This is a genomic window from Meiothermus luteus, assembly GCF_003574085.1.
GTDB classification, from domain to species: Bacteria; Deinococcota; Deinococci; order Deinococcales; family Thermaceae; genus Meiothermus; species Meiothermus luteus.
This window is the reverse complement of record NZ_QWKZ01000024.1, coordinates 1-23,220: the sequence shown is the minus strand read 5'-3', so window position 1 is coordinate 23,220 and position 23,220 is coordinate 1. Positions and strand designations below refer to the sequence as shown.

Below are 23,220 nucleotides of genomic sequence, written 5' to 3'. Positions count from 1 at the left end.
AATGCGATTCTACCCCTTCCGGATGAGAATGGCTGCGGGGTCCAGGCAGCGGGCAAAAACACGGCCCAGCGGGCCGTGTGCAGGAGGGAAGGGTTTGCGCTCAGAAGCGCACGTAAGGCTTTATGCTGGCCCAAAGTTTAGGGCCGATGCCCTTAACCTTAGCCTGTAGCTCTTGGGCGTTTTTGTAGGGGCGGTGTTGGATGATTTGCGCCGCCAGCTTGGGGCCCACCCCGGGGAGGGTCTCGAGCTGCGCCAGGGTCGCGGTGTTGACATTAACCGGGGCGATCCTGTGGGCGCTCTTCTGGGTGGTGGGATGGGCGCTTGGGGCAGGGGCCGGGCTGGCCAGCGCACCCCCAGCCAGAGCAACCAGGGCCAACAGGGCCATCAAGGGCTGTTTGAACCTTTTCATACGCTCACCTCTTGGGGTCTTTCCGACCACCGGCCCCATCCTGAAAGAAAGGGCTGAATCCAAGCTGAAGGGGCAGGACCAAGCGGGCCCGGGCAAAGGAACCCAAGCTCAGTTCAAACCGTCCCCCCAGGCTCTGGGCCACTGCCCGTACCACCCGCAGGCCCAGCCCCTCCGCGGCGCTCCCCTGCCCCGCAGCGATGGCGTTGGTCACCTCGAGCCAAGCCTCCTCTCCATCCGCCCCGCAAAACAAACCCACCTCTCCTGGCCGCCCATGCCAAAGGGCGTTGGAGAGCAGGTTGCCCAGGGCCTGCTCGAGCAGCCCGGGGTCAGCCCAAACCCAAACCGCGCGGGCCTCCAGCCGCAGGTCAAAACCCCGCTCCAGGGCGAGGGGCTGAAAGCGGTCGTAGGCCTCCCGCAGCAGGTCGGCCAGGTCAAGGGCCTGGGGCCGCACCTCACCCGCCTCGGCCCGGGAGAGGGCCAGCAGATTCTGGGCCAGCCGCTCGAGCCGCAGCGCCTCCCGGTGCAACCGCCCTATCTGGGCAGGGCCCAGCACACCCCGCAGCATCGCCGCCTCCAGGCTGGCCCTAAAGGCGGCGATGGGGGTGCGCAGTTCATGGGCCGAAAAGGCCAAAAACTGCCGTTCCCAGCGCCGCTGTGCCCGCAGCCGCCCCAGCAGCTCGGCAAAGCTGCGGGCCAGCTCAGCCACCTCGTCCTGGCCTTGGTACAAAGGCACCTCGGCCTCCTCAGAGAAGCCGCGGGCAGCCTGGGCGAGCCCCTCCAGGTTCTTCAGGGCCTGCCCGGTCCAAATCCAGGCCACCCCCCCAGCCAGCAGCCCCAGCAAAACCCCCAGGGGAGCGGCCAGCTCCACATAGAGCATCAGGGAGTTCTCCAAAGGGGCCAAGGGCCGGCCCACCTGCACGGTGAGCCCCTGGGCCGAGAGGGTGTGCACCCGCCATCCGTTCCGGCTGGCCCTCCCCCAGCCCCGCCTCAGTCCATCCTCATCCAAAGGCTCGGGGACGTCCAGCGCCCCGCTGGCGTAGTGGAGCCGTCCATCCTGATACACGAGGGCCGAGCTGATGCCCTCCTCTTGGGTCAGCTCATCCTCAGCCTCCGGGGACAGGTGGTGCTTGGGGTCCGCCAAGGCAGCCTTGAGGATGCTGCGGGCCAGCGACTCGAGCGCTTGGTCCATCTGGGCCAGGGCCTGCTTCTGTAGCAGAAAATACAGCCCCCCCAGGCCCAAAGCCAGCCCCCCCGCGGTCAGACCGAAGGCCAGCAGGGCCAGCCGCAGGCGCAGCTTCATAGGGGCTCACCCAGGCGGTATCCTAGGCCCCGCACCGTCTCAATCAGGCTGTCGTGGATTCGCCGCCTGAGGTTTTTCACATAAACCTCCACCAGGTTAGAGCCACACTCAAAACCCGGCCCCCAGACGCGCTCCAGTATCTCCTCGCGGGTGAAAACCCGGCCCGGGCTGAGCAGGAAAAACTCCAGCACCTGGTACTCCTTGGCGCTGAGGCGCACCAGCTCGCCCCCATACCGCACCTCCCGCCGCTCCGGCAGCAGGCTGAGCCTCCCGTGGGTCAGAACCTGAGGGCGAACCTCGCCCCTTCGGGCCAGCGCCCGCAGGCGGGCCACCAGCTCCGGCAAAGCGAAGGGCTTGGCCAGGTAGTCCTCACCCAAAGAGAGCCCCCGCACCCGGTCAGGCAGGGCCTCGCGGGCGGTGAGAAAGAGGATGGGTTGTAGAAAGCCCGCTGCCCTAAGCCCCTCGGCCAGCTCAAAACCGGCCTCCTCGCCCTCCGGCAAGCGCACGTCAAAGAGGAAGAGTTCATAGGGGTTTTGCCAAACCAAAGCCTCGGCCTCGAGCCTGGAACGGGCCAACGTCGACGCAAAGCTATGCTGACCGAGCACCTCGAGCAGACTATGGCCTAAAGCCACGTCATCCTCCACCACCAAAAGGCGCAGCTTCATGGAAAGCCCTCCGGGAGAAGCTTGGCCCGGGTGTAACTAACCCCTTTGCGCACCAAGCTCCCCAGCCATCCTCGGAAACCCAGGTAAAGCCTTGGTAAAAACCACCATAAGCACTCCCTGGGACAAAGCGCTGGCCTAGGCGTGATGGTCGCTACCCCCGTTCCCAGCGTAAAACCTGGGCCTAAAAGAAGGGAAAGGGCCTCACCGCAGCGGCATGGACCATGTTCTGAACCAACTGAACCAAGAAGCCTCGGACCAGATGCGTCGTCGCCGCTTTTAAGGCCCCAGGCCTCAGCCAACCCGCCGGGCCAGGTAGACGAAGAAGGGTGCCCCCAGGGCCACTACCAGGATGCCCACCGGGGTCTCGAGGGGCCGGTCTATGAGCCTGGCGGCCACATCGGCCAAGGAGAGCAGGCTGGCCCCCAGCAGGGCCGAGAGGGGAATCACCCGGCGGTAGTCGGCGCCCACCAGCCACCGGGCCAGATGGGGCACCACCAGGCCCAAAAACCCAATGGGCCCGGCCACGCTCACCGCGGCCCCGGCCAGCAGGACCGCCAGCCCCACGGCCGCTAAGCGCACCAGGCCCACCCGCGCCCCCAGGCTTCGGGCCACCTCCTCGCCCAAGGCGAGCAGGTTGACCTGCTGCGACAGGGCAACGGCCAACAGCAGCGCGGGCAGGGCCCAGGGCAAAATGGTCCAGAAGTGCTCCCAGGTGCGCCCGGCCAGGCTGCCCGAAAGGTTGATGAAGGCGCCCCGGGTGCGCTCCTCAAACATGATGAGGAGAAAGCTGGCCGCCGCGCCCAGCATGGCCCCCACCGCGATGCCGGCCAGGGCCAGCCGCACCGGGGTCAGGCCCACCGCCGCGGTAATGCTGTAGACCAGCGCCGCCGCCCCCACCCCGCCCAAAGCGGCCAGCAGCACCGTGGCCCAGGCCGGCAGGCCGGGGAAGAAGACCACCCCCAGCAACAGGGCCAGCGCGGCCCCCGCGTTCACCCCCAGGATGCCCGGCTCGGTCAAGGGGTTGCGGGTGACGCCCTGCATCATGGCCCCCGAGACCCCCAGCGCGGCCCCCACCAGCAAGGCCACCAAAGCCCGGGGCAGGCGCAGGGTGTGCACGATGAGGCTCGAGTTGGAGTCATCCGGCCAGAAAAGCAGCCGCCACACCTCGCCCAAGGGAACATCCACCGCCCCCACCGAGATGGCCAGCAGCAGGGAGAAGGCCACCAGTCCGGCGGCCAGCGCAAACACCAGCGGTAAGGCCTGAAGACGGCGGGGCGAGCGGGTCATGCTCAGGGCTTGAAGGCGTAGCGGCCCGCTGCGGGTCGGTCGGCTAGGAGGCCGCTGTCGATCAGCTCGGCCAGGATGAGCCGGGTGGCCAGGGGGCCCCGGCCCCGGGTCCAGTTGTCGCGGTCAAACTCGTACACCCGGCCCCGTTTCACCGCCTCGAGCCTCTGCCAAAGCGGGTTCTTGGCCCAGCCGCGCACGATGGGGGTTTCGTCTGGAGCGGTGAAGAGCACCAAGGTAGCGGGGTTCAGCGCTAAAAGGCCCTCCAGGCCCAGCTCGTACTGGGTCTGGTTGCTCTGTGGCTTGGCCAGGCTCTTGCGGCCCAGCCGCTCCAGCAGCGAGCCGATGAAGCTCTCGCTGGAGTGGGCGGTGAAGCTACTTGGGGTGGCCACCCCCAGCAAAACCGGGGGGGCTTTGGGGTTGGCGAAGGCCCGGGCCTTTTGCAAAAGCCGCGCCTGGTCTTCCAGAATCTGCCGGGCCTGGGCCTCTTTGCCCACCAGCCGCCCGAGCTCCAGCACCTGTTGGTTCAAATCGTCGAAGCTGCCCCGCCGCGACTGGAAGGCCACCACAAGGGCGATGCGCTCGAGCTGGGGAATCAGGTCTTTGTGTACGAAGGCGTCGGCCACGATGACCTCGGGCCTTACCGCCAGGATGGCCTCGAGGCTGGGCTGGGCCCTCGAGCCAATCGAGGTTACGCCCGCAGCGCGGGCTTTGAGGTAGGGCGGCAGCCCACGGTCGCCGCCCTGGGTGCCGGTGGCGGCCCCTACCGGGCTCACCCCCAGGGCCAGCAGGGTGTCCAGGAAGCTGTACTCCAGCACCACCACCCGCTTCGCCGGGGCGTTCAGGGTGAGGGTGCCCAGCTCGTGCTTGATCTGAACCTGGGCCAAAGCCAGGCCCAGTAGGGCCAGAAGACCCGCCAGGATTCGTTTCATGGTTTTTCCTCCACCAGTTCAAGGGGTTCCCTACGCGCCAGGGCGTAGGGGATGCAGTGTGGGGTGCCGGTCTCGGGGTCGCGCAGGAAGTGGGCCTTGAGGCCGAAGACCTCGCGCAGAATGCGCTCGTTGAGCACCGCCTCAGGGGGTCCTTCGGCCACCACCCGGCCCCCGCTCACCGCCACCAGGTGGTGGGCGTAGCGGGCCGCCTGGTTGAGGTCGTGCAGCACCATCACGATGGTCTTGCCCTCCCCGCGGTTGAGCCTTTGCAGGAGCTGCAAGACCTCGAGCTGATGGCTCAGGTCCAGGTAGGTGGTGGGTTCGTCCAGGAGCAGAATGGAGGTCTCCTGGGCCAGGGCCATGGCGATCCAGGCCCGCTGGCGCTGGCCGCCCGAAAGGGTCTCCAGGGACCTCTTGGCGAAGACCCGCATCCCGGTCTGGTCGAGGGCCCACTCTACTGCCCGCTGGTCGTGCTCACTCCGCCCTCCAAAGGCGCTTTGGTAGGGGTAGCGGCCAAACCAGACCAGCTCCTCCACGCTAAGCCCCTCGGGGGCCTGGGGCATCTGGGGCAAGAGGGCCAGTTGGCGGGCCACGGCCTTGGTGGGCAGGGTGTGGATGGCCTTGCCGTCGAGCAGCACCGCCCCTTCCTGGGGCTTCAAAAGCCGGGCCAAGGCCCGCAGCAAGGTGGACTTGCCGCAGCCGTTGGGGCCGATGAGGGCGGTGATCTTTCCCCTGGGCAAGGAGAGGTTGAGGCCCTCGATGACGCGGCGCTCATCGTAGCCTAAGGTGAGCTGTTGGGTTTGCAGGTTCATCGCACCCTTCCTGCCTTTCGCATCAGGTAGAGGAAGTAGGGGGCCCCCAAAAGGGTGGTGAGCAGGCCCGCCGGAATCTCCAGCGGGGGTACCAGGCCCCGCCCCAAGGTGTCGGCCCCCACCACCAGCAAAGCCCCCAGGAGCATCGAGGCGGGGAGCAGCAGGCGAAAGCCAGGGCCCACCAGCAGCCGCGCGGCGTGGGGGGCGATGAGCCCCACGAAGCCTAGGATGCCTACCCCCATCACCGCCACCGCGGCCAAGGCCGTACCCAGGGCCAAAGCCGCCAGCCGGGCCGGCTCGAGGCGCATCCCCAGGCTCTTGGCGGTCTCGTCGCCAAAGGAGAGCACATCGAGCCGCCGGTGGAGCAAGAGGGCCAAGGGTATGAGAAGGGCCGCGAACGGCAGCACCCGAAAAAGCCGCTCCCAGTCGGCTCCGTAAACCGTGCCGCTCAGGAAAATCAGGGCCTGGGCGATGGAGTCGTCGGCCCGGACCAAAATGAGCCGGCGCAGCCCGTCCAGCGAGGCCTCCACCGCCACCCCAATCAGGGCCAGCCGGATGGGCGGTACCTCTCCCGCCCTGCGGGCCAGCAGGTACACCAGCCCAAAGGCCGCCAAAGCCCCCCCAAAAGCCCCCACCGGCAGGGCCCAGGCCGGGGCCCGGGGCAGGAGAATCAGGGTGAAGACCGCGGCCAACCCCGCCCCCGCCGCCACCCCCACGATGTCCGGCGAGGCCAAAGGGTTGCGCACCACCCCTTGCAGGATGGCCCCCGAGGCCGCGAACAAGGCCCCGCACAAAGCCCCCACCAGGATGCGCGGCAGCCGCAGCTCGTAGAGGATGCGGGTGTGGGTCTCCTCGCGCGGGGCGCCCAGGGCCTGGAGAACCTCCAGTGGCCCCATCCGCACCGCCCCGGTGCCCAGAGCCAAAACGCCCAGGGCCAGCAGGGCCAGGGCCAGCAGGGGGATTAGGGCGGGTCTGGGGAGGGCGGGGCGGCCTAGCATGTGTATTCCAATCAACTTACTCGGGTTTGAAGTCTATCCCCTCTACCAGGGCTCGTCAAGCGCCCTTCTGGCGGGCCGCTGAATAGGCCTCCGGATTCCAGGGAATGCGCTCGCGCTTGACCGTGGGGTCGGGGATGGGGATGGCCGAGAGCAGGGCCTTGGTGTACTCGTCCTTGGGCTCGCGGTAGATGCGGTGGCTGCTCGAGACCTCCACCAGCCTCCCCTTGTACATCACCGCCACCCGGTCGGAGATGTCCTCCACCACCGCCAGGTCGTGGGAGATGAAGAGCAGGGTCAGGCCCATTCTGGCCCGAAGCTCCTTAAGCAGCGCGATAATCTCGGCGCGGATGGAGACGTCCAGGGCCGAGACGCACTCGTCGGCTACGATGAACTCGGGGTTGAGGGCCAAGGCCCGGGCGATGCCGATACGCTGGCGCTGCCCTCCGGAGAACTCGTGGGGGTAGCGGCGGGCGTGGTCGGGGGAAAGCTGCACGGTCTCCAAAAGCTCGGCCACCCGCTCCTGCCGCTCTTTAGGGCTGCCCACCCGGTGGATGACCAAGGGCTCGGCAATGATGTCGCCTACGGTCATGCGCGGGTTGAGCGAGGCGTAGGGGTCCTGGAAGATAATCTGCATGCGGCGGCGGAAGGCCCTGAGCGCCTCTTTGGGCAGGTGGGTAATCTCCTGGCCACTGAACCAGATGCGCCCTCCGGTGGGCTCAATGAGGCGCAGCAGGCTGCGGCCCAGGGTGGTCTTGCCCGAACCGGACTCCCCCACCAGCCCCAGCACCTCGCCCTTGTAGACCTCGAGGGAGACGTCGTCCACCGCCTTGACGTGGCCCACCACCCTCGAGAGCACCCCGGCCCGCAGAGGGAACCAGACCCGCAGGTTCTCCAGCCTGACCAATACCGGCGGGGTGGCCCGCTCGGGCGGGGCGGGTTTTTCCTGGTCTATGCGCGGCACTGCGGCGAGGAGGCGCTGGGTGTACGCCTCCTTGGGGGCCTTGAAGAGGGTGTACACATCGGCTTCTTCCACCTTTAGCCCATGCTGCATCACCACCACCCGGTCGGCCATCTCGGCCACCACCCCCAGGTCGTGGGTGATAAAGAGCACCGCGGTGCCAATCTCGGCCTGGAGCTTTTTCATCAGCTCCAAAATCTGGGCCTGGATAATCACGTCCAGCGCGGTGGTGGGCTCATCGGCGATGAGCAGGGAGGGGTTGCAGGAGAGGGCCATGGCGATCATCACCCGCTGGCGCATCCCCCCCGACATCTGGTGGGGGTAGTCGTCCACCCGCTTGTGGGGGTTGGGGATTTCCACCAGGTTGAGCATCTCTATGGCCAGTTGGCGGGCTTCCTTGCGGCCCTTACCCTGGTGCAGCACGATGGCCTCGGCAATCTGGTCGCCCACCGTGTAGACCGGGTTCAAGGAGGTCATGGGCTCCTGGAAGATCATGGCCATTTCGTTGCCACGGATCCGGCGCATTGTAGCCTCTTCGGCCCTTAGGAGGTCGAGCACCTCCCCGCTTTTGCGGCGAAAAAGGGCCTGTCCGCCCACGATGCGCGCGGCGGGCTTAGGTAAAAGCCCCATCAGGGACAAAGCGCTCACCGATTTGCCCGAGCCCGACTCCCCTACGATGGCCAAGGTCTCACCCTTCTCCAGGTGAAAAGAAAGCCCCTTCACCGCCTCCACCACCCCGTCGTCGGTGTGGAAGTTCACCGCTAGGTCACGCACCTCCAGCAAAAGGTTTTCCTGCATCTAGGCTCCTTTCTGCCTTCATGGCCGCACCCCTTGCCCCAGGTTGGCCGCCAGGGCCACGGCCCAGTCGCCAAGCTCCTCCCAGCCATCCACCGGCGAGGCCAGCTCGAGCCGGCCCTGCAAGGGCCGCGCCCCAAGCCAGCCCAAAAGCTGGGTGTAGATGCTCCCCGCCTTGCAGAAATAGGGGCCGTAGGCCCGCTCCCCCAGGGCGCAAACCGCGTAGCGCAGCCGGGAGAGGTCGGGCCGCTCCCTGCATAGGCGCTCGTAAAGCCAGGCCGCCCCTTGCGGCAGTAGGTCGGCGGGTTCCTTAGGGCGCAGGACCCAGCGCCAGGTGGAAAGGCAAAAGACCGCCCGCTCCTCCCGGGCAAGCTCCGCTGGGCCCACCGCTTCAGCAAAGACCAGCCGGGAAGAGCAGCCCAGCCGGCCCAGGCAGCCCTGCAGCCGCTCGGCCACCTCGAGGGCGCCCAGGGTCTGGGTTCCTACCACAATCCACATGGCCCGCGCCTCCCTAGTTTTGCGGACCAGCCTCCAGCAAGCGGAGGATGCCCTCGATGCGGCGCAGGTCGGTAACAGGCCCGGACTGGGGTTCTTGCACATCAAGCAAGAATCGGTAGATGGGCACCTTGCTCTGCTTGAGCATGCGCTCGCTGGTCAGTTCGGGGTAGCGGCCGTCTGGGCTTTTAGGCCGCAAGTAGATGGCCCAGTCACTTTGCACGTTGAGCAGCACTTCGCTCGAGATAGGGGCGTAGGAACGGTCGGGGATAGAGACCCCTGGGATGCCCGCCAGTTCAAAGCCCAAGCGGGTTAGGGCGATGGAAAAACCGAAGCGGGGACCAAAGATGCCGGTGGTCTCCTCGTTGTAGAAGAACAGCAAGGTCACCCTGGGCCTGCGGGCCACAAAGGGAGCTGCCCTGAGACGGTAGGCCTCGAGTTGAGCATCGTAGCGCTTCAGCGCTTCTTCAGCTTGCTTATCCCGCCCCAGCATCCGGGCTGTCTCGGTGAAGGCCCGGCGCCAGCCTACTTTTTCGTCGCGGTTATAGTCCCAGCCCACGGTAGGGGCAATTTTCTTGAGGGCCTCTGCCACCGGTTTAGGCGCGGTGGCCCAGAAGAGGATGAGGTCGGGCTTGAGCGCGGTGATGGCCTCCAAGTTGGGCTGGGTGTAGGCGTCCCCCACAAAAACCGCGGGGCCGATCTCTTCGGGGCGGTAGTAGGTCAGCCCCTCGACCCTTCCCCCCACCCGCACCCCGCTCATGCGGCTTGAGCCGTAACCTACCGGCTTGACGCCCAGAGGAATCAAAAGCTCCATCAACTCCTCGCCGAGTACCACGATTCGCTCGGGCTTCCTGGGAATCACGGCATCGCCGGCGTCGTGTTGGATCCGCATGGGGTACTGGGCCAGGCTTAGCCCCGAAAGCAGCGCTACGGCAAGCCAGAATATGCTGCGCATCCCTTACCTCCGGGTCATGGCTCCCACTACTGCCTCCACCAACCCCTCGGCCGAGAGCGGCCCGCCGAAGGTCCAGGTGTTGCCGGGCAGGCGGTAGGCGCGCCGGTTGCGCACGAAGTCCAGGTTTTTCCAAAGCGCTTCCACGCTGCTGCCGGCAAAGACGTTGTCGTTCTCCTGAACGATGTAGATGAAGTGGTCGGTCTTGATCTGGCTCAAGGCCTCGAGCCCCACCTCGGTGTAGCCGTAGGGCTGGGGCTTGTCCCCCCAGGCGTTTTTGAGGCCGATCTGCTCCAGCACCTGGCTGACCAGGCTGTTGCGGGTAAACAGGCGCATGGTGGCGAGGTTTTGCCGGCTGGTAAAAGCCTGCGCCAGCACGAAGCGCTGCCCAAACAGGCCCGCTTTTTGCAGGGTCTGGCGGGCCTGGGCGAAGCGGGTTTCCATCCGGGTAAGGACGGTGCGGCCCTGGGTGCTGCGCCCCAGCACCTCGGCGATGGTCTGGAAGGTGCGCACCATCTCGGCGTACTGGTTGCCCCCCTCAGTAAACGGGTCAAAGGTCAGGGTGGGGGCAATCTGGGCGAGGCGGGGGTAAATCTGCCGCACCCGGAAGGCCGGGGCCAGAATCAGGTCGGGCTTGAGGGTGGTGAGCACCTCGAGGCTCGGCTGGGCCCGGGTGCCCACATCCACAACGCTCTTATCCAGCGCTATGGGGATACGCACCCACTCCTGGTAGCCCTTGATGTCGGCCACCCCCACCGGCTGCACGCCTAAAGCCAGCAGGTCTTCCACGTAAGTCCATTCCAGCGCCACCACCCGCTTGGGAACCCCCACCACGCAGCTTTCGCCCAGGGCGTGCTGAACCAGCCGCCCGCCGCACTGAGCCTGGGCCAGCCCCAGCAGGGTCATCCACACCAACAAAATCCCTATACGCTTCATAGCACTCCTTTCCTAGTCGGCATCCGGGGCCGAGTCCCCGGCCAGCTCAAAGACCGGGTCGCCCACCAACGTCAGCAGCACCCCTAGGGTCTGCTCGGCCTCGAGCGCTCCCCACAGGGCATACCGGTTGCGCAGGATGAGGCCCAAAAGCCCTTCCCGCTTGGCCCCTTGCAGGTAGATAAAGTGATGCCCCACCGCAAACACCGCCCGTCTTTGGCCCTCGTGATTCTCAAAGCCCAGCGGGGGACCCAGCAGGCGACGGTGCTGGGCCAGCGCTGCCGGGTAGGCTGGGCTCCCCACCACCAGCGCGTGCAGGCCGGTCACCCCATTGGGGTGTTGGGTCTGCTCGGACACAGGGAGGGGAGCGGGAGGCTCGAGCCACAGCGGCAGCGGCGGTGGGCACAAGACCATTTGGGGCAAAAGCCTCTCCCCTATCACCTCGTAGGGAATATCCCGTTGCTCGAGCTGCGCCGGGAGCGGCACAAGGGAGGCAGTGTGGCTCAGGGCATAGTCCAGAAGGCCCTTCTTCCCCTCATAGAAACGCCGACGACGCTCCAGTAGCTCGCTTTCTCCACCAAGGCCACAGCCCCGGTTCAGCGGCAGATGGGCCAGGGAAAATAGTTCCAGCACCACACCATCGGCCAGGAAAATCTGGGCCCAGCCCGGTCTGCGCCGAATGACCCAAAAGCCCAGACGGGCGTAGGTCTCGGCGGCCCGCTCGAGGTCGGGAAAGGCCAGCCACACCCTTGATACCGCGTAAACCATGGTCCTCGGCTACCCCCACACCAAAACACATATTTCCGATTGACTTACTTAGGATTTGGCCGTTTTTTTTGGCTAGGGCTCGTTCACCTCCACAAACCCGGAGTGCTCAAAGATAGCCCGGTGCAAGGCCTGGGCCGCCTTCCCCAGCCGGGGCCCTCCGGCAGCGCTCAGGCCGTCGGCTACGGCAATGACCCTGTGGGCCTGTCCGGCTTGCGTCTGGGCCACACCGGGCAACCGCAAAAACCCCTCCAGCCCGCCCACAGACCCCAAGCCACTTTGCAGCACCACCACGAAGTCGGGGTTGAGCTGGGCCAAAAGCTCGGGGCTGCTGGGGCGGCACTCATCCCAGTCGGCGGCGTTTTTCGCCCCCACGAGCTCTATCAGCCCGGCGGTGTTGGACGAGCGCCCACAGATAAAGACCATGCTGGGGCCCCGCATGTACATAAAAACACCCCTCAGCACAGCGCTCGAGGGTTTGAGCTGGGCCAGGTCGCGCTCGAGGGCCGCCACCAAGGCCTCACCCCGCTCTACCTGCCCCACCAGTTTTGCCAGCAGGCGAATCCGGGCTTTGGTCGGCTCTACCCCCGGCTCGGCGGGAACCTGCACATACGGAACCCCTCGGGCCTTCAATTGAGCCGCCAGATCGTCAGGCTTGAGGCCTACCTTGCCCACCACCACCGTAGGGTTTTGGGCCAGGATGTTGTCTACAACGTAAGGGAAGGCCATCAGACCCACCACCGGCAACTTCTGGGCCTCAGGGGGGTAGACCGAGCTGCCGTCGCGGGCCACCACCTTGGGGCCTGCCCCTAAGGCGAAGAGAATCTCTGTGCTGGTCATGTCCAGGCTCACTATGCGCTCGGTGGAGGCAACCGCAATCTCCTGGCCGGTCGCGTCCACCAGCCGCAGGGGTTGGGCCTGCGCCAAGAGCAAAGCCGTCCACAGCAAAACCACTAGCTGCCGCATCCAGACCTCCTTAATCCTCTTCCCAGCGCACCAGGCTCTCTAAGCTGGGGTATTTGCGCGGGGCCAAAGCCCGCTTGGCAAAGCCCATGTAGAAAAGCCCCAAAAGCCGGTCGGGGGGCTCGGCCCAGCCGAAGTAGGCCGCCAGGTCGGGGTGGGTAGCCACCGGGCCGCTGGCCCAAAGCCCCCCCAGGCCCTGGGCCGCGGCCATCAGGTGCAGGTTCTGCACCGCCATGCTCACCGCGGCCAGCTCCTCCCACTCCGGCATAGGCCGCTCGCGGCGGGGTTGCATCCCGATGGCAATCCAGACCGGGGCCCCGAAGATGAGCTTGCGGTAGCTCTCCAGCCAGCGCGGCTCGTAGCCCGGCAGGGCCTTGGGGAAAACCTCCTGCACCTTGGCCCAGAGCCTTTGCTTGGCCTCGGGGCCGGTGATGACCACGAAGCGGAAGGGGTGGGTGCGCCCGTTGTTGGGGGCGTAGCGGGCCGCGTCCAAGCAGCGCTCGATGAGGGCGCGGGGCACCGGGTCGGGCTTTAGGGCCTGCACCCCGTAGCTGCGCCGCCCCCGGATGATGGCCTCGAGGGCGTCCGCATCAAAGCTGGGGTAGGGCCGGTGGGCCGGCTGGGGCCGGCTCATCAGCGCCACCAGCATCTCCCGCAGGTGCAGGGCATCTCTGGCGGGCTCAGCGAAGCGATGCTCAAAGCGGGCGCTCTGCTCGCCGTCCCAGACCAAGGCAGTGAAGCCCTCAGGGCCGAGCGCCGTCATCTCGGCCCCCTCGGCCCACTCCGGACCGCCCAGGGCCTTGATGGTGGCCAGCAGCTCCTCGGCGTGGTCGTCGTTGATGTGCTCGAGGTAGGCCGAAAGCCGCTCGGGGGTCAGGTCGGTGGTGGTCACAAATCCTCCTAGCGCAGGAAGCGTTCAAGGTCCTCCATGACCTTGTGGGCCCCCAGAATCCCGATGGCCAAAAACCAGGTGTCGTCGTCCACGGCGATAGCCCGCTTGTTTTGCACCGCCTTCAGCCGGCCCCACAGCGGGCTGGCCAGCACAGCGTTCTGGTCGGTTTTAAGCGGGTCTCCGAAGGTGGAGTAGAAGAGGTAATCGGCGTCCAGGTCAGGCAGGCGCTCGAGGGAGATGTAATCGGCAAAGGTATCCTTGTTCTGAAAAGCCGGACGCGGTAGACCAATATCGCTCAGGATGGTGCCGATAAAGTTGGCCTTGTTCATGCTGCGAATCTGGCCTGGAACAAATCGCAGGATGCTTACGCTGGGCAATCGCCCACGCCCCCCCAGGCGGTTACGGAGTTGGCCGGCCCGCCGCTCGTACTGGGCCAGCAAGACCCGGGCCTGGCTGCTGCGGCCCAGGGCCTCTCCAGCCAGCAAGAGGTTTTCCTTCCAGACCACCCCTACGCTCTCGGCCATCACCGTGGGGGCGATGCGGGAGAGCTGGTCGTAGATGGCGCCATGACGAAGCTTGTTGGTGAGAATGAGGTCGGGCCGCAGGGCCAGGATTTTCTCCAGACTGGGCTGGGCAATGGTGCCCACCACCTCAATACCCTGGGTCTGGCTACCCAGGTAGCGCTGAAAGGGCTGATTGGGCGTGGCAGTTACCGCCCCCACCGGCTTGACTCCCAGAGCCAGGGCGCTATCCAACTCGCCGGTGTCTAGCACCACCACCCGCTGCGGCACCTTGGGCACGCAGCTTTCTCCCATCGCATGTTTGACCCACCGGCCGTTGCAGGGTTGGGCCAGGGCCAGCCCAAAACCCAACGCCACCGCAAGCAAACCCCAGGCCCTCACGGCTTCACCTTCTCCAGAATCAGCCGGGTTAGCTCGCTCACGTTGCGCAGGCTCACCAGCGGGCCGCTGTAGGGGCTAAAGGGCTCGGGGGTGTAGAGGATGGCCTGGTCCTTGAGCTTCTGCCCCACCGGGCTGTCGAAGAAGGCCTTGGAGCCGTCGTACTGGCCGCCGGGCGGGAAGACCACCACCAGGGTCTGTTTGTCCAGGCTGATGAGGGCCTCGTCGCTGATCTGGGCCCCCACGCCCAGGGTGACCTCCTTGGGGGTGTAGCCGTCCTTGAAGCCCATGGCCCGCAGGTCGGGGATGAGCCGCACGTTGGTGTAGACCCAGTTGGCCCCTCCGGCGAAGGGGGCCACCACCACCACCTTGGGGTATTTCTGGAAGACCCCCGCGTTGCGCAAGCGGGCGGCCGCGGCCTGGTAGGCCCCCCGCACCTGGCCGATGATGCGCTCGGCCTCGGTGCTCTTGCCGAAGATGCGCCCTAGGTCGCGCAGGCCCCGCTCCCAGAAGCCCTTGCCGCCTTCTTCATAGCCCAAGGTGGGGGCGATCTGGCTCAGCTTGTCGTAGTACTTGTTGCCCTTCCAGGTGAGCCGCACGATCAGGTCGGGCTTGAGGGTGAGCAGGGTTTCCAGGTTGGGCTCGAGCCAGGATCCAATATAGGCCGGGTTGTTGAGCCTGGCCCGGGCCAAAAAGCCCTTCTGCAACACCTCGGGCTTGATGCGCCCGCCCGCAATGTCGGCCGGGGTCAGGTAGGCGCTGGCCAGCCCCACGATGCGCTCGCCCACCCCCAGCGCGGCCAGCCAGCCCAGGGCCTCCTCGTCCATCACCACCACCCGCTGGGGGTTGAGGGGTACCCGGGTGGTGCCCTCGTCGTGCTCAATGGTAAGGGTCTGGGCCAGGGCCAGTCCTAGGGCAACAAACAAGGCAACAACGCTACGTAGTTTCATCTTTGTTCTCCTTCCAGCTCAAGAGCGATTTCTGGACTTGGGTTTTTTGCCAACAGACACGTTTCACCTCAGATAAGCCGCTCGCACCGCCCGGCGCTTGAGCCCCTCGGCCAGGAAGTAGCTGCCCAGCACCGCCCCCACCGCCAGAACCTGGGCCAAGAGCCCCTCCCAGGTGGGGTAAAGCCCGAGCCACATCCCCGCCCAGTAGGGAAGGGCCAGCCCCCCGATGGGGTGCGCGGGCAGCCAGCCCACCACCTGCCAGACATGCACGGTGGTGCCCACCATGGTGAACAGCACCAAGAGCAGCAGCACCCCGGTGGCGATGAGCATCCGCTTATAGGGCAGCTTGGCCTGCAGGGCGAAGACCACGAGGCCCACCCCCAAAGTGGCCAGCAGGCCCAGCCCGATGCCCAAGAGCACCGGGACCAGGCTGGACTGGAGCACCAAGGACTGCAGGAAGAGCACCGTCTCAAAGCCCTCGCGGTAGACGCTCACGAAGCCCAGGGAAAGCAGCCCCAGGTACTGCCCGGCCTCAGCCCGCAGGAGGCGCTGCTTTTGCTGGTGGAAGCCGGCTAAGTGGTCGGTCCAGTAAACCTGGTGGAAGAACCAGTTCATGATGAGGAGCAGCACCGCAATGGCCAGCAAGGAGACCACCGCCTCGAGCCGCTCGCCGTAGCGGGCGAACTGGGTCAAAAGCCCCCGCATGGCGAACCAGGTCAGCACCGTCACCCCAAAAGCCAGCAGGGCCCCCTGCCACAGCGGGCGGCGGAAGCGGCGCACCTCGGGGCGCTTCAAGCTCCCCAAAAGGGCGGCCAGAATCAGCACCGCCTCGAGCCCCTCGCGAAAGACGATCACCGCGGCGTTGGCCAGGGTGGCGGCGGGGGCGCTTTGGGTGGAGAGGAAGCCGCTGGCCTCGCGCAGCTTGGCCTCGAGCCGCCGCCGCGTCTCGCGCACCTCGCCAGGCGGGGCCTTCTGCCGGATCAGGCGGGCCAGGCCATCCGGGTTGTGCCCGTTCCAGAACAGGTCCTCGATCTCCAGGGCCAGGGCCGGGGCGAAGACCCTAAGCCGGGCCTCGGGCCCCGACTCCAAGAGGGCGTAGGCGTCCATGCGGGCGGTCTCGGCCAGGTCGTAGCGGCCCTGGGCCACCGCGTTTTCCAGGGCCTTGAGCTGCTGGCGGATGACCTCCAGGTCGCCCGCGGGGTCGGCCCGGCGCCACTCGGCGGGCAGCAGGGCCTCGAGCCGCTGGCGCAGGGCCCTCACCCCTTCCTCCAGGGCCTGGGCGCTGGGGGGGTTCTCCCCCCGGTGGGCGGCCTGCAGGCCCCGCTCGAGCTCCCGGAAGCCCTGCCGCACCCCCTCCACCTTGGCCGCCGGGAACATCGGCTCCAGGTCGCTCCAAGCCGCGCGGGCGCTTTCCAAAAAGGCCGTGGCCTCCTCAATCTCCAAGGCCTTGGTGACCCGCACCGCCCCCGCCGGGCCCGCCACCCCCCGGCCGTACTCCACAGCTACCAAATCCAAAAAGCGCAGGGTCTGGCCCGCCCGCCGGGCCCGCTCGTGGGGGGAGAGGGGGGCCGCCTGGAAGCCCGAGAGGGCCTCCCGGATGGCCGCAAGCGAGCCCGAGGTCAGCGCCTGGCGGGCCTCGGCCAGCTTGGCGCCCCCCCGCGCCTCTTGGTAGGCCGGGGCCAGAATCTCAAAGTAGCCCTGGGCCAAGGCCCGCTGCTCGGCGGCCCGGACGGGCTGGCCTTGGGACTGGGCCTCCTCCAGGTCGCGCAACGCGGCCTCCAGCCGGGCCTGGTAGGCCCCCAGCAGGTCGGCGCGCAGCGCCAAAAGGGCCTCCTCGGCCTTCAGGCGGCCCTGGCCCAGCTCCTCCAGGGCCAAGGTGGCCTCGGCCTCGGGCGCGGCGTAGCGGGTGGCGGGTCGGTACTCGCGCAGCAGGGCCCAGCGCTGGGCCGCCGCAAGGTCCCCGGAGCGCACCGCCTCCTCCAGCCTCAGGTAGCCCTGGCGCAAGACGTCGGTCCACAAGCGGGCCCGCGCCCTCGCAAACGCCGCCTCGTCCCGCGCCCTAAGGGCCTCCTCGAGGGGCTTTAGGTCTACCGTTAGCCCGGCTTTAGCCAAAGCCGCCGCCTCCGCGTGGGCGGCCTGGAGCAGCCCGGCCGCCGCCTGGGGGTCGAAGGCCAGCTCGAGCTGGGCCTCCACCAGCCTGGCCCTGAGCCCCTCGGCCCGCTCGGCCGGGGTGGGCTGGGCCAGCGCCAGCCCAAGCCCCAACAAAAGCCCCACCCAACGCTTCATTGGCCCACCTTGAAGCCCAAGAGGGCCGCGGCCTGCGCCAGCTTGCCGGTGACAGCGGTGGCCCGGTTGTCGGCCTCCTTGTAGATGAGCTCGGCCTGCTCCAGGCTGAAGCGGCGCGTCTTCTCCTGGGCCACCAGCCGCTCGGCGTAGGCTCTCAGGCCCGAGAGCCCCTCGGCAATCTGGCGGTCTAGGGCGGGGTTTTTGGCCCGGACCAGGCTCGAGACCCCCCCGTAGAGCTCCTGCCAGGAGCGGATGTTGTTCACCAGGTCGTCCAGCGAGGAAATCACGTTGAAGTCGCGCCGGGTGGCCTTCTCGCCCAGCACGAAGCGGGAGGTCTTCCACCGGGCTACGAAGACCGAGGCCGCGGTGGGCACGTTGGCCACCAGGGCCCCAAAGACGTCGCTGGGGGTCGGCTTCCACCCCTGGGCCGCCGCCAAGAGCCCCCCGGTCAGCTCATCCAGCTTGGCCGCCCCGGCTTTGAGCACGTAGGCGTCGGGCAGGTAGTCGCCAAAGCCCAGCTTGCCGTCGCCGTCCACATCAAAGCGCACCCCGCTGCTAAAAGCCCGCTCGGTGCCCCAAAGGGTACCCTCAAGCACCCCAAAAGCGTTGCCAGGGCGGCGCAACACCCGGCCGTCCTCCAGCTTCAGGTCGAAGGTGACCACCGCATCGCCCCCCTCGGCGGCGGAGGCCCCGGCGTCTAGGTTCAGGTCAAAGTCGGCCAGCGACTCCACCCCGGCCACAATCCCCTCCACGCTCTCGTAGATGGGGCTGGCCTTCACCCAGGCTGCCCTGGCCGCTTGCAGGCTCTGGCGCAGTGGACCGGGCTGGGCCTGGGCCAGCTTGCGGTAGTCAAAGCCGGCCTTCTGAGCCAGGGCGAAGTAGTCCTGGCTGGCCTTGACCAAGGCCGCGGTGGCGGCTTTTTGCTGCTCCACCCGCCCGATTAGGTAGCCCTTGACCGCCTCCACCCCTTGGGCCTGGGCCAGACCGAGCAGCGCCCACACCACAACCGAAATCACACGCATCCTCTACCTCCTCAGCAAAAGCGCCTCAGTTCGGCAACCTCACAAAAGGCCTAGCCTGGCTGGGCTCGAGCCGGGCCTGGCCCAGCTCCACCAGGGCCGTGCGGATCATCCCCCGAAGCTCTATGCCCTCGGCGTGGCTCATCCGCAAGGCTACGCTCCCCACCCAAAGCACCAGGGGCAGATCGGGGCTGCCCCTCCCCACCGCCTCCTCCACCACCGCGGCCAGCCAGGCAAAGTCCTTGAAGCAGAGGTGCAGGGTGGCCACGTCCCAGGAAAGGTGCACAATGCCCCCACTGCAAGGGCAGCTCTCGATGTAGCGAAACTCGCCCAGGGTGGCTAGCCGGCGCAGGTGCGGGCAGCTCATGGGTTCCACACCACCTTTCTCTGCCAGTCTCCGCGCGCGCCCTGGGGGAGCGGCCCGGCCGGGTAGCCCAGGTACAAAAACCCCAGAAGACGGGCCGGTGGGGTCAGGCCACAGACCCGCGCGGTGTGCTCGTGCACCACCGGCCGGCCCGAGGTCCAAAAACCGGCCAGGCCCAAAGCGGTAGCGGCCAGCCAGGCGTTCTGCACCGCGCAGGCCACCGCCGCCACCTCCTCCCACTCGGGGAAGCGGCCGCTGGGCTCCAGCCCCAGCCCAATCCAGACCGGGGCCTCCCAGACCCGCTCGAGCTGGGCCTTATAACGCTCGGGGCGGAAGTCCGGGCCGCTGAAGGAGCGGGCGTAGCTTTCGGCAAAGGCCTCGCCCAGCCGGCGCCGGGCCTCCCCCTCAAAAACCACCCAGCGCCAGGGCTCGGTGCGGCCGTGCGAGGGGGCCCAGTGGGCGGCCTCCAGGATTTGCTCGAGCTTCTCGCGCTCCACTGGCTTGTCTAGGTAGCCCGCCGCCAGCGAGCGGCGGGCGCGGATGACCTCAAAAACAGAAGGAAGGGTCGCTTGCATGGCAAAACCTCTCATAGGCCCGGCACCGCGGAGGGCTCAGCCTGGGCCAGCGGCATCACCCAGGGGCGGCCGCTGGGGTGCTGGGCCAGGGCGAAGGGCAGACCGTAGACCGCCTCGAGCCGCTCCGGCCGCAGCACCTCGGCGGGGCGGCCCAGCGCCACCATCCGCCCCTGGTGCAAAAGCAACAACCGGTCGGCGAAAAGCCCCGCCAGGTTCAGGTCGTGCAACACCACCACCACCCCCAACCCCCCCTCGGCCAGCCGGCGGCACAGGGCCATGACCTCCACCTGGTGGCGCGGGTCTAGGTGGTTGGTGGGCTCGTCGAGGAAGAGCAACCTGGGCTCCTGGGCCAGCACCCGGGCCAGGTCCACCCGGCTCTGCTCCCCGCCCGAGAGGCTGGGGTAGGGGCGGGGGGCGAAGGGAAGGGCCTGGGTATGGGCCAGGGCCTGCTCGGTCTGGGCGTGGTCCAAAGGCCCTTCGGCCCGGCGCTCCAGGTGGGGCAGCCGGCCCAGGAAGGCCACCTCGTAGGCGCTGAAGGGAAAGCCCACCTCGCGCCGCTGAGTCAGCACCGCGCGCACTAGGGCCAGCTCGAGGGCCCCATAGCGCTCCAAGGGCCGTCCCAGGAGCTCAACCCGGCCCTGGCTGGGCCGCGCCTCGCCCGAAAGGAGGCGCAGCAGGGTGGTCTTGCCGGCCCCGTTGGGGCCCAGCACCGCCAGCACCTCCCCGGCCTCCAGGGCGAAGCTCACCCCCTGCAAGAGGGGGCGCCCCGCCACGCTGTAGCCCAGGCCCTCGGCCACCAACAGGCTCACCGGGCCACCTCCCGCTTGTGGCGCAGCAGCAGCCAGATGAAGAAGGGGGCTCCCAGGAGGCTCGTCACCACCCCCACCGGCAGCTCTGCCGGGGCTACCGCGGTGCGGGCCACCAGGTCGGCCAGGACGCTAAGGGAGGCCCCCAGCAGGGTGGCCCCGGGCAGCAGGTAGCGGTGGTCGGGGCCGGCCAGAAGCCGGAAGAGGTGGGGGGCCACCAGCCCGATGAAGCCCACCCCGCCTGCCACGGCCACCGCGGTACCCACCGCCAGGGCTGAGAAGGCCACCGCCCGGCGCTTGAAGGGCTCGAGGTTCACCCCCAGGTAGAAGGCCTCCCGCTCTCCCAGCACCAAGGCGTTGAGGGGCCGGGCCAGGCGCATCAGGCCCCAGACCGCCACCAGCCCGGTGGGGGCCATGGCCAGCAGGGTCGGCCAGGTGGCCCCGCCGTAGCCCCCCAGGGTCCAGAAGGTGAGGCTCCTGAGCTGCTCGTCGGTAGCCCGGCTGATGAGGAGGCCAATCAGGGCCCCCGCCGCCGCGTTGAGGGCGATGCCCGCCAAGAGCAGGGTCAGGACTTGCACCCGCCCCCCGCTGCTGGCCAGCCGCCAGACCAAAAGGGTGGTGAGAAGCCCCCCCACAAAAGCCATGAGGGGCAGGGCGAAGACCTGCAAGGCTCCTGCCCCCGGCACCAAAACGATGAAGATGGCCGCCCCCAGCCCAGCCCCCGAGGTCACCCCGATAAGCCCCGGGTCGGCCAGGGGGTTGCGGAAGAGGCCTTGCAACGCCGCGCCCGATAGGGCCAGCAGGGCCCCCACCGCCGCGGCCAGCACCACCCGGGGAAAGCGGATGGAGACCAGCACCGCGTAGGCCTGGTCGGCCTTCTCCCAAAGGATGCGGGGAATCTCCAGGGGCGGGATATAGTAGGCCCCCATCCCCGCCGCCAAAAGCAATGCGACCGGCAGAACCAAGGCCAAGGCAAGCAGGGCCCGGTGGTAGCGCAGGGGGCGGTACAGGCCGGTCATACCCCCTCACAACAAGGCGTGCCCCTCGAGGCGAAACGCCCGGTAGACAAGCCCTTGGGCGTCCTGCCGGAGCACCTCACGACTCTTGGGCAGCCAGACCTCACCCACCTGGAGGTAGGTGTCGGCGTAGCTCTCCACCGCCTCTAGAAGCTCGCCTCGCCGGTAAACCACCGTGAAGTGGTGGGGCAGGCGCCTCTCTCCAGCAGGAAGATGGCTTTGCACATGGATGCGGAAGCGCACCTCCCCGGGGTTGCGCTCCACCAACACCACCTGCCCCTCCCGTACCCAGACCACCGAGCGCAAGGGGTCGTCCAAGGCGATGGCCACCCCAAAGGGGCTCTCCTCCACCACCCGCAAGGAGTACCGCCCCTCGGCCTCCTCAAAGGGGCGCGGCGCGCGATGGGCCAGCATAGAGGCCAGCTCCTTCTGGGGCCAGGTCTTAAGCCCCTCGGGAAGGGCCACCTCCACCTCCTGGCCTCGAGCCCGCACCCTACCGGCATGCCAGCCCCTATCGTAGAAGGCCAGGTCAGCTTCAAAACCGGCAAACCCCTGGGGCAGGGTGTAGGCCGCCTGGCGGGCAGAGCGGAGGAGTTCGTAGGCGGAAACCGCGCTGCTCATGGCTGGGCCGGCTCCCCGGCGATGTAGAGCCCCTGGCGCTCGTAGGCCCCGACAAACAAATCCAGCGCGGCCCGCCCGGCCCGGGGGCCAAACCCGCCCAGGTAGAGGTCATCAATGGCCACCACCCGCCCCGCCTGCCCCGCCGGGGTCTGCATCACCCCGGGGAGCTTGCGCAGGCCCTCCAAGCCCCCTACGCTTTCCAGTCCTCTGGTGAAGACCACGATCACATCGGGCTGGGCCGCCACCACCGCCTCGGCGGTCATCTGGGCGCAGTCCTTGATGCCCTTAGCCGCGTTGGCGATGCCGGCCAGTTCCATCATCCCCACCGGGTTGGAGCCCTCCCCGCACACGTAGGTCACCTGGGTGCCTCGCAGGTAGAGGAAGAGGCCCTTCAGGGTCTTCTTCGCGGTGGCCTGGCGCTGCTTGGAGCGCAGCACCAGAAGGTCGCGCTCCAAGGCCCGCACCAAGGCCTCACCCCGCTCCACCTGGCCCACCGCCGCGGCGATGGTGCGAATCTTCTCCTTGGCCCCCTCGAGGGTGGGCTTGTCCGGCACCCGCACCACCGTCACCCCGGCGGCGGCGAGCTGATCAAAGACCTGGGGCGGCCGCGCATCCTCCCGGCCCAAGACCAAGGTGGGCTTCAGGGCCAGGATGCCCTCGGCGTTGAGCTGGAACTGGTAGCCCACGGTGGGTAGCTTGTTCACCGCAGCCGGGTAGTAGCTGCTGGTGTCGCGCCCCACCACCTTGTCGCCCACCCCCAGGGCGAAGAGAATCTCGGTGGTCACCCCGTTCAGGCTCACGATGCGCTCAATGGAGCGCACCACGACGGCCTGGCCTCGAGCGTCCTTGACGACGAAGGGCTGGGCTAGGCCGAGCCCCAAGGCCAAGCAAGCAGCCAAGACAAACCCCCTCATGCCCGCTCCTCCTTCAAGGCCGAGTCGGTGACCACCGAGAAGCTCTCCAAGCGGCTGGGCCCACGGAAGGCCTCGCGGGGCAGGGTACTGCTCTTGGCGTGGCCCTCCTTGAACTCGGGGCTGTTCACCCAGTTCTGGAAGTGGGCCTCGCTCTCCCAGAAGGTCATCACCACGTAGGGCTCCTCGGCTGGGTTGGCCGGGCGCAGCACCAGGTTGCGGATAAAGCCCGGCATGCGGTCTACCAACCGAGCCCGCTGGCGAAAGTTCTCCTCAAAGCGCTGGGCATGCTCCGGGTTTACCGGGATGCGGTTCATGGTCACGAACATGCCTACCTCCACGGAGCCAAGGCTAGAACGCCCTGAGGTTAAAGTCAAGTATTCCGCTCGGTTTTTGTTATTTTGCAAGTGATAACTACTTGCACCAGGGGACAGCCGGCGAATTGAGGCCTCGCTCACCCCATCTTTTTTGATATTTGATTATCAATAATCTTATGCGTTTCTTCATTTGGCTTCTTCCCCTGCTGCTCACCCCAGGCTTCGCTCAAACCCTCAGGGTAGCCGCCACCACGCCCATCCTGGCCGACTTGGTGCGGGAGGTGGGGGGTGAGCGGGTTGGGG

The 23,220-nt window shown here is 67.5% G+C and carries 25 protein-coding genes and 1 pseudogene; all 26 read right to left on the bottom strand.

The window, feature by feature from the left end; all coding sequences use genetic code 11:
* Nucleotides 1-100 precede the first annotated feature (100 nt).
* The 26 genes and pseudogenes from Mlute_RS05285 to Mlute_RS05165 all read right to left on the bottom strand — a co-directional run bounded on the left by Mlute_RS05285 (nt 101) and on the right by Mlute_RS05165 (nt 22,929).
* Nucleotides 101-409: a ComEA family DNA-binding protein gene (locus Mlute_RS05285; protein ID WP_182482481.1), complete on the bottom strand. Its 309-nt coding sequence runs from the start codon at nt 407-409 to the stop codon at nt 101-103.
* Nucleotides 410-413: 4 nt separating this feature from the next.
* Nucleotides 414-1,709, bottom strand: a complete 1,296-nt coding sequence (locus Mlute_RS05280; protein ID WP_119359700.1) for a sensor histidine kinase — start codon at nt 1,707-1,709, stop codon at nt 414-416.
* Complete coding sequence (locus Mlute_RS05275; RefSeq protein WP_119359699.1) at nt 1,706-2,374, bottom strand: response regulator transcription factor; 669 nt, start codon at nt 2,372-2,374, stop codon at nt 1,706-1,708. Before Mlute_RS05275 ends, Mlute_RS05280 begins: the two co-directional genes overlap by 4 nt.
* Before the next feature lie 291 nt (nt 2,375-2,665).
* On the bottom strand, nt 2,666-3,661 hold the full coding sequence (locus tag Mlute_RS05270; RefSeq protein WP_119359698.1) for a FecCD family ABC transporter permease: 996 nt from the start codon (nt 3,659-3,661) through the stop codon (nt 2,666-2,668).
* Nucleotides 3,662-3,663: 2 nt separating this feature from the next.
* Complete coding sequence (locus Mlute_RS05265; protein WP_119359697.1) at nt 3,664-4,590, bottom strand: ABC transporter substrate-binding protein; 927 nt, start codon at nt 4,588-4,590, stop codon at nt 3,664-3,666.
* Nucleotides 4,587-5,402 carry an ABC transporter ATP-binding protein gene (locus tag Mlute_RS05260; protein ID WP_119359696.1) on the bottom strand — a complete coding sequence of 272 codons (816 nt, stop codon included), beginning with the start codon at nt 5,400-5,402 and terminating at the stop codon, nt 4,587-4,589. The genes Mlute_RS05265 and Mlute_RS05260 overlap by 4 nt, the downstream gene beginning before the upstream one ends.
* Nucleotides 5,399-6,400 (bottom strand): FecCD family ABC transporter permease, encoded by a 1,002-nt coding sequence (locus Mlute_RS05255; RefSeq protein WP_119359695.1) that lies wholly within the window; start codon nt 6,398-6,400, stop codon nt 5,399-5,401. The genes Mlute_RS05260 and Mlute_RS05255 overlap by 4 nt, the downstream gene beginning before the upstream one ends.
* Nucleotides 6,401-6,455: 55 nt before the next feature.
* Nucleotides 6,456-7,304, bottom strand: coding sequence for an ABC transporter ATP-binding protein (locus Mlute_RS16690; RefSeq protein WP_456237805.1), 849 nt, complete (start codon nt 7,302-7,304; stop codon nt 6,456-6,458).
* Between the two features lie 42 nt (nt 7,305-7,346).
* A pseudogene (locus tag Mlute_RS16685) lies at nt 7,347-8,156 on the bottom strand (ATP-binding cassette domain-containing protein); the annotation flags it as partial.
* A gap of 18 nt (nt 8,157-8,174) precedes the next feature.
* Nucleotides 8,175-8,651 (bottom strand): flavodoxin domain-containing protein, encoded by a 477-nt coding sequence (locus Mlute_RS05245; protein ID WP_182482480.1) that lies wholly within the window; start codon nt 8,649-8,651, stop codon nt 8,175-8,177.
* A gap of 13 nt (nt 8,652-8,664) precedes the next feature.
* Nucleotides 8,665-9,603 carry an ABC transporter substrate-binding protein gene (locus Mlute_RS05240; RefSeq protein ID WP_119359692.1) on the bottom strand — a complete coding sequence of 313 codons (939 nt, stop codon included), beginning with the start codon at nt 9,601-9,603 and terminating at the stop codon, nt 8,665-8,667.
* A 3-nt stretch (nt 9,604-9,606) separates the two neighbouring features.
* Nucleotides 9,607-10,536: an ABC transporter substrate-binding protein gene (locus Mlute_RS05235; RefSeq protein ID WP_119359691.1), complete on the bottom strand. Its 930-nt coding sequence runs from the start codon at nt 10,534-10,536 to the stop codon at nt 9,607-9,609.
* 12 nt (nt 10,537-10,548) lie between these two features.
* Nucleotides 10,549-11,301 carry a glyoxalase/bleomycin resistance/dioxygenase family protein gene (locus Mlute_RS05230; protein WP_119359690.1) on the bottom strand — a complete coding sequence of 251 codons (753 nt, stop codon included), beginning with the start codon at nt 11,299-11,301 and terminating at the stop codon, nt 10,549-10,551.
* 72 nt (nt 11,302-11,373) lie between these two features.
* Nucleotides 11,374-12,264, bottom strand: a complete 891-nt coding sequence (locus Mlute_RS05225) for a heme/hemin ABC transporter substrate-binding protein (protein ID WP_119359689.1) — start codon at nt 12,262-12,264, stop codon at nt 11,374-11,376.
* Nucleotides 12,265-12,274: 10 nt separating this feature from the next.
* Entirely contained in the window at nt 12,275-13,153 is an 879-nt protein-coding gene (locus Mlute_RS05220; protein WP_119359688.1) for a nitroreductase family protein, read from the bottom strand.
* 8 nt (nt 13,154-13,161) lie between these two features.
* Nucleotides 13,162-14,055, bottom strand: coding sequence for an ABC transporter substrate-binding protein (locus tag Mlute_RS05215; RefSeq protein WP_119359687.1), 894 nt, complete (start codon nt 14,053-14,055; stop codon nt 13,162-13,164).
* Nucleotides 14,052-15,002, bottom strand: a complete 951-nt coding sequence (locus tag Mlute_RS05210; protein WP_119359686.1) for an ABC transporter substrate-binding protein — start codon at nt 15,000-15,002, stop codon at nt 14,052-14,054. The genes Mlute_RS05215 and Mlute_RS05210 overlap by 4 nt, the downstream gene beginning before the upstream one ends.
* A gap of 63 nt (nt 15,003-15,065) precedes the next feature.
* Complete coding sequence (locus Mlute_RS16435; protein WP_119359685.1) at nt 15,066-17,288, bottom strand: FTR1 family protein; 2,223 nt, start codon at nt 17,286-17,288, stop codon at nt 15,066-15,068.
* Nucleotides 17,285-18,310, bottom strand: a complete 1,026-nt coding sequence (locus Mlute_RS05200) for an imelysin family protein (RefSeq protein ID WP_245958853.1) — start codon at nt 18,308-18,310, stop codon at nt 17,285-17,287. Before Mlute_RS05200 ends, Mlute_RS16435 begins: the two co-directional genes overlap by 4 nt.
* Before the next feature lie 25 nt (nt 18,311-18,335).
* Nucleotides 18,336-18,674: a hypothetical protein gene (locus Mlute_RS05195; protein WP_119359684.1), complete on the bottom strand. Its 339-nt coding sequence runs from the start codon at nt 18,672-18,674 to the stop codon at nt 18,336-18,338.
* Nucleotides 18,671-19,246: a nitroreductase family protein gene (locus Mlute_RS05190; RefSeq protein WP_245958852.1), complete on the bottom strand. Its 576-nt coding sequence runs from the start codon at nt 19,244-19,246 to the stop codon at nt 18,671-18,673. The genes Mlute_RS05195 and Mlute_RS05190 overlap by 4 nt, the downstream gene beginning before the upstream one ends.
* Nucleotides 19,247-19,257: 11 nt before the next feature.
* Nucleotides 19,258-20,049, bottom strand: coding sequence for a heme ABC transporter ATP-binding protein (locus Mlute_RS05185; protein WP_119359709.1), 792 nt, complete (start codon nt 20,047-20,049; stop codon nt 19,258-19,260).
* Between the two features lie 2 nt (nt 20,050-20,051).
* Nucleotides 20,052-21,071: a FecCD family ABC transporter permease gene (locus Mlute_RS05180; protein ID WP_119359682.1), complete on the bottom strand. Its 1,020-nt coding sequence runs from the start codon at nt 21,069-21,071 to the stop codon at nt 20,052-20,054.
* A 6-nt stretch (nt 21,072-21,077) separates the two neighbouring features.
* Complete coding sequence (locus tag Mlute_RS05175; RefSeq protein ID WP_119359681.1) at nt 21,078-21,689, bottom strand: DUF3386 family protein; 612 nt, start codon at nt 21,687-21,689, stop codon at nt 21,078-21,080.
* Nucleotides 21,686-22,603, bottom strand: coding sequence for a heme/hemin ABC transporter substrate-binding protein (locus Mlute_RS05170; RefSeq protein WP_119359680.1), 918 nt, complete (start codon nt 22,601-22,603; stop codon nt 21,686-21,688). The genes Mlute_RS05175 and Mlute_RS05170 overlap by 4 nt, the downstream gene beginning before the upstream one ends.
* Complete coding sequence (locus Mlute_RS05165) at nt 22,600-22,929, bottom strand: antibiotic biosynthesis monooxygenase family protein (protein ID WP_119359708.1); 330 nt, start codon at nt 22,927-22,929, stop codon at nt 22,600-22,602. Before Mlute_RS05165 ends, Mlute_RS05170 begins: the two co-directional genes overlap by 4 nt.
* Between the last annotated feature and the right edge of the window lie 291 nt (nt 22,930-23,220).